Raw genomic sequence first — 5,570 nt, forward strand, 5'->3', positions numbered from 1 at the left:
AGATTTGTATAAGAGACAGCCCACCACCCCCGCCCGGTCGATGCAGACCACGTCCACCTCCACCGGTGCGCCCCGCAGGACGGACAGCGCCTCGTCGCGGGCTCGGGCGGCCACCAGGTCGCCGAGGGGGACGCCCGCCGCTTCGCAGAGGCGCAGGGCCTCCAGTCCCGTGTTGGCGGTGGCGATCCGGGAAGCCAGCTCCTCGTTCGCCCCGCCCGTCCGGGCCAGGCCGGCCAGGAAGGGCTTGTCGACCTGGGAGCGGGCCGAGTGGAGGTCCAGGTGGCCCGCCGCGAGTTTGGAGAGCTTGGCGAAGCCGCCGCAGATCGTGAGGCGGGCGACGGGATGCCGGCGTACGTACTTCAGGACCGCGCCCGCGAAGTCGCCCATGTCCAGCAGCGCGATGTCCGGCAGGCCGTACTCCGACACCACCGTCCTCTCCGAGGTCGAGCCCGTGCAGCCCGCCACATGGGTCAGGCCCGCCGCCCTCGCCACGTCCACGCCCCGGCGGATCGAGTCGATCCACGCCGAGCAGGAGTACGGGACCACCACCCCCGTCGTGCCCAGGATCGACAGGCCGCCCAGGATGCCGAGCCGGCCGTTCCACGTCGAGCGGGCGATCTCCTCGCCGTGGTCGACCGAGACCGTGATCTCCACGTCCCCCGTCCCGCCGTGCTCCGCCGCCACCCGCTCCACGTGCTCGCGCATCAGTCGGCGCGGGACCGGGTTCACCGCGGGCTCACCGACCTCCAGCGGCAGGCCGGGGAGGGTGACCGTGCCCACGCCCGGGCCCGCCCGGAACACCACGCCGGAACCGGGCGGCAGTCTCCGTACGGTCGACCGGACCAGTGCCCCGTGCGTCACGTCCGGGTCGTCGCCCGCGTCCTTCACCACTCCGGCGGTCGCCACCCCCTCGTCCGGCCCGGCCGTCAGTTCTTCCACCGCCAGCGCGAACGCCGGTGTCTGGCCCTTCGGCAGGGTGATGGTCACCGGGTCCGGGAAGTCGCCGGTCAGCAGTGCCGTGTACGCGGCCGTCGTCGCCGCCGTCGCACAGGACCCGGTCGTCCAGCCGGGGCGCAGGCCGGTGTGTTTGAGTTGGGCACTGCGACCGCCCCGCGCCTCAGCGTTCATGAGAAGAGTCCGTTCCGATGCCTGTGCTGCCTGTGCATGTTCTTGTCCTGGGGGGCACGACCGAAGCGCGCCGACTGGCCGAGAACCTCGCGGCTCCCGCCCCGGGCGTCCCGGTCCGGTTCCAGGTCACCACCTCGCTCGCCGGGCGTGTGGCCTCGCCGAGGCTTCCGCCGGGTGACGTGCGCGTCGGCGGGTTCGGAGGGCCCGAGGGACTCGCCGCCTGGGTGCGTGAGCACGGTGTGGACGTCCTCGTCGATGCCACCCACCCCTTCGCCGCGACCATGAGCCGGAACGCGGCCGAGGCCGCCGCTCGGGCCCATGTTCCCCTCCTCGCCCTCCGCCGGCCCGGCTGGGTCGCCCAGGACGGTGACCGCTGGCACGCCGCGGGGTCGCTCGCCGAGGCCGCCGGGCTGCTGCCCGCGCTGGGCGAGCGGGTCTTCCTCACCACCGGGCGGATGGGGCTCGCCGCCTTCGCCGGCCTCGACGCGTCGTGGTTCCTCGTGCGGTCCGTCGACGCGCCGGAGCCGCCCTGTCCGGCCCGGATGGAAGTTCTGCTCGGCCGGGGGCCGTTCGATCTTCGAGGGGAGCGCGAGCTCATCCGCCGGCATCGGATCGATGTGCTCGTCACCAAGGACAGCGGTGGGGACGCCACGGCCCCCAAGCTCACCGCCGCCCGCGAAGCGGGGATTCCCGTCGTCGTGGTCCGGCGGCCACCGGTACCGGAAGGGGTGCCGGTGGCCCGTACGCCCGACGAGGCCGTGCGCTGGGTACGGAAGCTCTACGCCTCCGGGTAGCGGCGCGGCGTCCACACGATGGACCGGCCGGCGCCGGAACCGCCCCGCTCGACCCACCGGGTCTGCGACGAGCCCACGATCAGCAGGGTCCGCATGTCCACCTCCGCCGGGTCGACGTCGGCCAGCCGCACCGTCCGCACGCTCTCCGTCGGGCCGCCCACATCGCGCGCCAGCACCACCGGGGTGTCCGGCGAGCGGTGCTCCAGGAGCAGGTCGCGGGCCTTGCCGACCTGCCACGTACGGGACGTGGAGCCCGGGTTGTACAGGGCCAGCACCAGATCCGCCGAGGCCGCCGCGCGCAGGCGCTCCGCGATGACCTCCCACGGCTTGAGCCGGTCCGAGAGGGAGATCGTGGCGTAGTCGTGGCCCAGCGGCGCACCCGCGCGGGCCGCCGCCGCGTTGGCCGCGGTGACGCCGGGCAGGACCCGTACCGGAATGTCCGCGTACTCCTCCTGCGTGGCCACCTCCAGCACCGCCGTCGCCATCGCGAAGACCCCCGGGTCGCCGCCCGAGACCACCGCGACACGGTGGCCCCGCCGGGCCAGGTCCAGGGCGAACTCGGCGCGCTCCGACTCCACCTTGTTGTCCGAGCCGTGCCGTGCCTGACCCGGACGGACCGGGACGCGGTCCAGGTAGGTGGTGTAGCCGACCAGGGCGTCGGCGGCGGCGAGGGCTCCGCGGGTCTCCGGCGTCAGCCACAGCGGGCCCGCCGGGCCGGTGCCCACGACCACGACCTCGCCGTCGGCCCTTTTGGAGGGGCGCGGCGCGTCCACCCGGCTCGGCAGCACCGCCACCGAGAAGTACGGGACCGACGCCGGGTCGATGTCCGCCAGGTCGCCCGTGCGCTCCCCGGCCATCGTCGCCCGCTCCACGTACCGGGCCTCCGCCAGCCTCCCCGACGCCTCGAATGCCCCGCGCACCGCCGGGAACGTACGCCCCAGCTTCATCACCACGGCCGTGTCCGTGGCGGCGAGACGGGCCGTCAGCTCCTCCTCCGGGAGGGTGCCGGGGAGGATCGTCAGGATCTCCTCGCCCTCGACCAAGGGGGTGCCGAGGCGGGCCGCCGCCGCGCTGACGGACGTCACGCCCGGGATGACCTCGGTGGCGTACCGGCCGGCCAGGCGCTTGTGCATGTGCATGTACGAGCCGTAGAACATCGGGTCGCCCTCGGCGAGCACCGCGACGGTCAGGCCCGCGTCCAGGTGCGCCGCGAGACGGGCCGCCGCCTTCTCGTAGAACTCCTCCAGCGCGCCCCGGTAGCCGCCCGGGTGGTCCGTGGTCTCCGTCGTGACGGGGTAGACCAGGGCCTCCTCGATGTGGTCGGGCCGCAGGTGCGCCGCCGCGATGGACCGGGCGATCGAGCGGCCGTGCCGGGCGCTGTGGTACGCGACGACGTCGGCCTCGCCGATGGCCTGGACGGCCCGCAGCGTCATCAGGTTCGGGTCGCCGGGGCCGAGCCCGACACCGTAGAGCCTGCCGGTACTGGTGTCCTTCACCGGAGAAGTCACTACTCTTCCTCGCTCGCGATGGCGTTGAGCGCGGCGGCCGCTATCGCGCTGCCGCCGCGCCGGCCCCGGATGATCAGGTGCTCCAGGCCCGACGGGTGCGCGGCCAGCGCCTCCTTGGACTCCATCGCGCCGACGAAGCCGACCGGGACGCCGATCACGGCTGCGGGGCGCGGGGCGCCCTCCTCGATCATCTCCAGCAGGCGGAACAGGGCGGTCGGGGCGTTGCCGACCGCGACCACCGCCCCCTCCATCCGGTCCCGCCACAGCTCCAGGGCCGCCGCGCTGCGCGTGGTCCCCAGCTTCGCGGCCAGCTCCGGCACGGACGGGTCGGACAGCGTGCACACCACGTCGTTGTCGGCGGGCAGCCGCTTGCGGGTGACCCCGCTGGCCACCATCGCCACGTCGCAGAGGATCGGAGCGCCTGACCGCAGGGCCGCGCGGGCGTCGGCCACGGCGTTCGGTGAGAAGGCGAGGTCCGTTACGAGGTCGACCATGCCGCAGGCGTGGATCATGCGGACGGCGACCTGGCTCACGTCGGCGGGCAGCCCGGCCAGATCCGCCTCCGCGCGGATGGTGGCGAAGGACTGGCGGTAGATCGCCGGTCCGTCCTTCTCGTACTGGTGCACAGTGCTGTCGCTTTCTTCTGCCGGTCGCTGGGGAGGGGAAGCTGGGGGAGCGTGCTCAGGCGCGGGCCGCGGCCACCGCCGCGGCGAGTTCCGCGGGGTTGTCGCGGACCGCCGCCCGGGGGTCACGGTGCTCGCCCCGTACGTGCGAGATGCGGTGCCCGTCGGGCGTGACGACCACGTCGATCCACTCCCCGTGGGGGTGGCCGCAGCGGCGTTCGCACCCGGACCAGTACACAGGGAGCCGGCCGACCGGTCCGACAGCGGCCCCCGCTTCGGCCCGCACGTCGGACAGCGACTTCGCACAGCCGGGGTGGCCGATGCAGGCGCCGACGCCGGTCCACGGGGAGTCCGGGCCGGTGATCAGCCCGGCTGCCGCCAGTGTGTCCAGCGCCTCGGACGCAGGCCCGGAATGCCCGGAGGATCCGGAATGGTCGGAGAGTTCGGACGGCCCGAACGGCCCGGGGACGATGATCCCGCGCCACGGGGTGAGCCGCAGCTCGTTCCCGTACCGCCGGGCCGTCTCGGTGAGCAGCCGCCACTGGGCGGGGGCGAGCCGGCCCAGCGGTACGCCGACGCTGATCGCGGTCACGGTCACGGGCGCGGTCGCTGTCACGGTCGCCGTCGTGCTGTGGTCCGGTGCGGTGACCAGGCCCGGGGCCGGAACCTTCGGCGCCGCCGGGCGGGGGTGGTGGACCGCCGGGCCCGCCGCCGCCCCGATGGCGCGGACCAGCGCCGCCCGTACGCCGTCGGGCAGGTCCTTCACGCGCCACGCGCCGGAGTCCCGGGCGGCTCGGAGGAATGCCTCGGCGGCCAGGAGCGCGGCGCGCGGGCCGTCCGCCGCCCGCAGCCGGAACACCTCGTCGGCGGCCCCGACCCGCAGGAGGCAGCCGTCGCCCTCCGCGATCAGCGTCACGTCCGCGCCCAGCGCGTCCACGTCACCGCGGCCGGAGTCCAGGGCGAAGAGGAAGCGGCCGGAGAGCGCGGCGGCGTCGGCCGACCCGCACACCAGGCCGTCCAGCTCGGACAACCAGCCGCCGACCGAGGGCGATCCGTCGAGTCCGGCGAGCGGCGAGGCCACGATGTTGCGGGCCCGCTCGTGCGCGGCGGACGGCAGCAGTCCGGCGGCGCCGAGCAGTTCGGCCGGTCCGCCGCCGCACTCCGCGTCGAGGCCGCGCAGCTGGACGTTGCCCCGCGAGGTGAGATGCAGCTCACCGTCCCCGAACCGGCCGGCCACCGCGAGCAGCGCGTCCGCCCGGTCCGCGCTCAGCACCCCGCCGGGGACGCGTACCCGGGCCAGCGCACCGTCGTCGGCCCGGTGCAGCCGCAGCGTCCCCGGGCAGGCGTCACCGCCGTCGCGGGGGGATGGGCCGCCCACGGAAAGGGGCGAGGGGGCGGAATCGGGCATGGCGGCGAGCATACCGACCGGGCCGGTCCCGTCGGCGGGCCCGCTCCTGTGACCTGCGGGACAGCGGGCGGGGCAGATCCGCGGGAACGGGTGGGGCGATCCCCGGGAA

5 protein-coding genes are annotated in these 5,570 nt (G+C 75.0%); 1 reads left to right on the forward strand and 4 read right to left on the reverse strand.

Annotated features, from left to right (window positions below):
* Positions 1-1,128 (reverse strand): cobalt-precorrin-5B (C(1))-methyltransferase (locus HET64_RS35940; protein ID WP_215111434.1); only part of this gene is annotated, 1,128 nt, incomplete at its 3' end.
* A gap of 17 nt (positions 1,129-1,145) precedes the next feature.
* On the opposite strand from HET64_RS35940, the gene HET64_RS35945 reads away from it, so the two are divergent.
* Entirely contained in the window at positions 1,146-1,922 is a 777-nt protein-coding gene (locus HET64_RS35945; RefSeq protein WP_215111435.1) for a cobalt-precorrin-6A reductase, read from the forward strand.
* Here the strand turns inward: HET64_RS35945 and HET64_RS35950 are convergent.
* Genes HET64_RS35950 through HET64_RS35960 form a run of 3 tightly spaced genes read right to left on the reverse strand, consistent with a single transcriptional unit; the run spans position 1,907 to position 5,473 of the window.
* Positions 1,907-3,418: a precorrin-2 C(20)-methyltransferase gene (locus HET64_RS35950; protein WP_215111437.1), complete on the reverse strand. Its 1,512-nt coding sequence runs from the start codon at positions 3,416-3,418 to the stop codon at positions 1,907-1,909. The two genes, HET64_RS35945 and HET64_RS35950, sit on opposite strands and share 16 nt — an antisense overlap.
* An 11-nt stretch (positions 3,419-3,429) precedes the next feature.
* Positions 3,430-4,056: a precorrin-8X methylmutase gene (locus tag HET64_RS35955; RefSeq protein WP_215111436.1), complete on the reverse strand. Its 627-nt coding sequence runs from the start codon at positions 4,054-4,056 to the stop codon at positions 3,430-3,432.
* 55 nt (positions 4,057-4,111) lie between these two features.
* Positions 4,112-5,473, reverse strand: a complete 1,362-nt coding sequence (locus HET64_RS35960; RefSeq protein WP_215111438.1) for a cobalamin biosynthesis protein CobG — start codon at positions 5,471-5,473, stop codon at positions 4,112-4,114.
* Positions 5,474-5,570 lie beyond the last annotated feature (97 nt).

The organism is Streptomyces sp. McG3, assembly GCF_018619185.1.
In the GTDB taxonomy this organism is placed as follows: domain Bacteria; phylum Actinomycetota; class Actinomycetes; order Streptomycetales; family Streptomycetaceae; genus Streptomyces.

What these genes read in the sequence shown, in the direction of transcription:
- HET64_RS35945 (WP_215111435.1), top strand. Translation starts at nt 1,146, where the DNA reads ATGCCTGTGCTGCCTGTGCATGTTCTTGTCCTGGGGGGCACGACCGAA.
- HET64_RS35960 (WP_215111438.1), bottom strand. Translation starts at nt 5,473, where the DNA reads ATGCTCGCCGCCATGCCCGATTCCGCCCCCTCGCCCCTTTCCGTGGGC.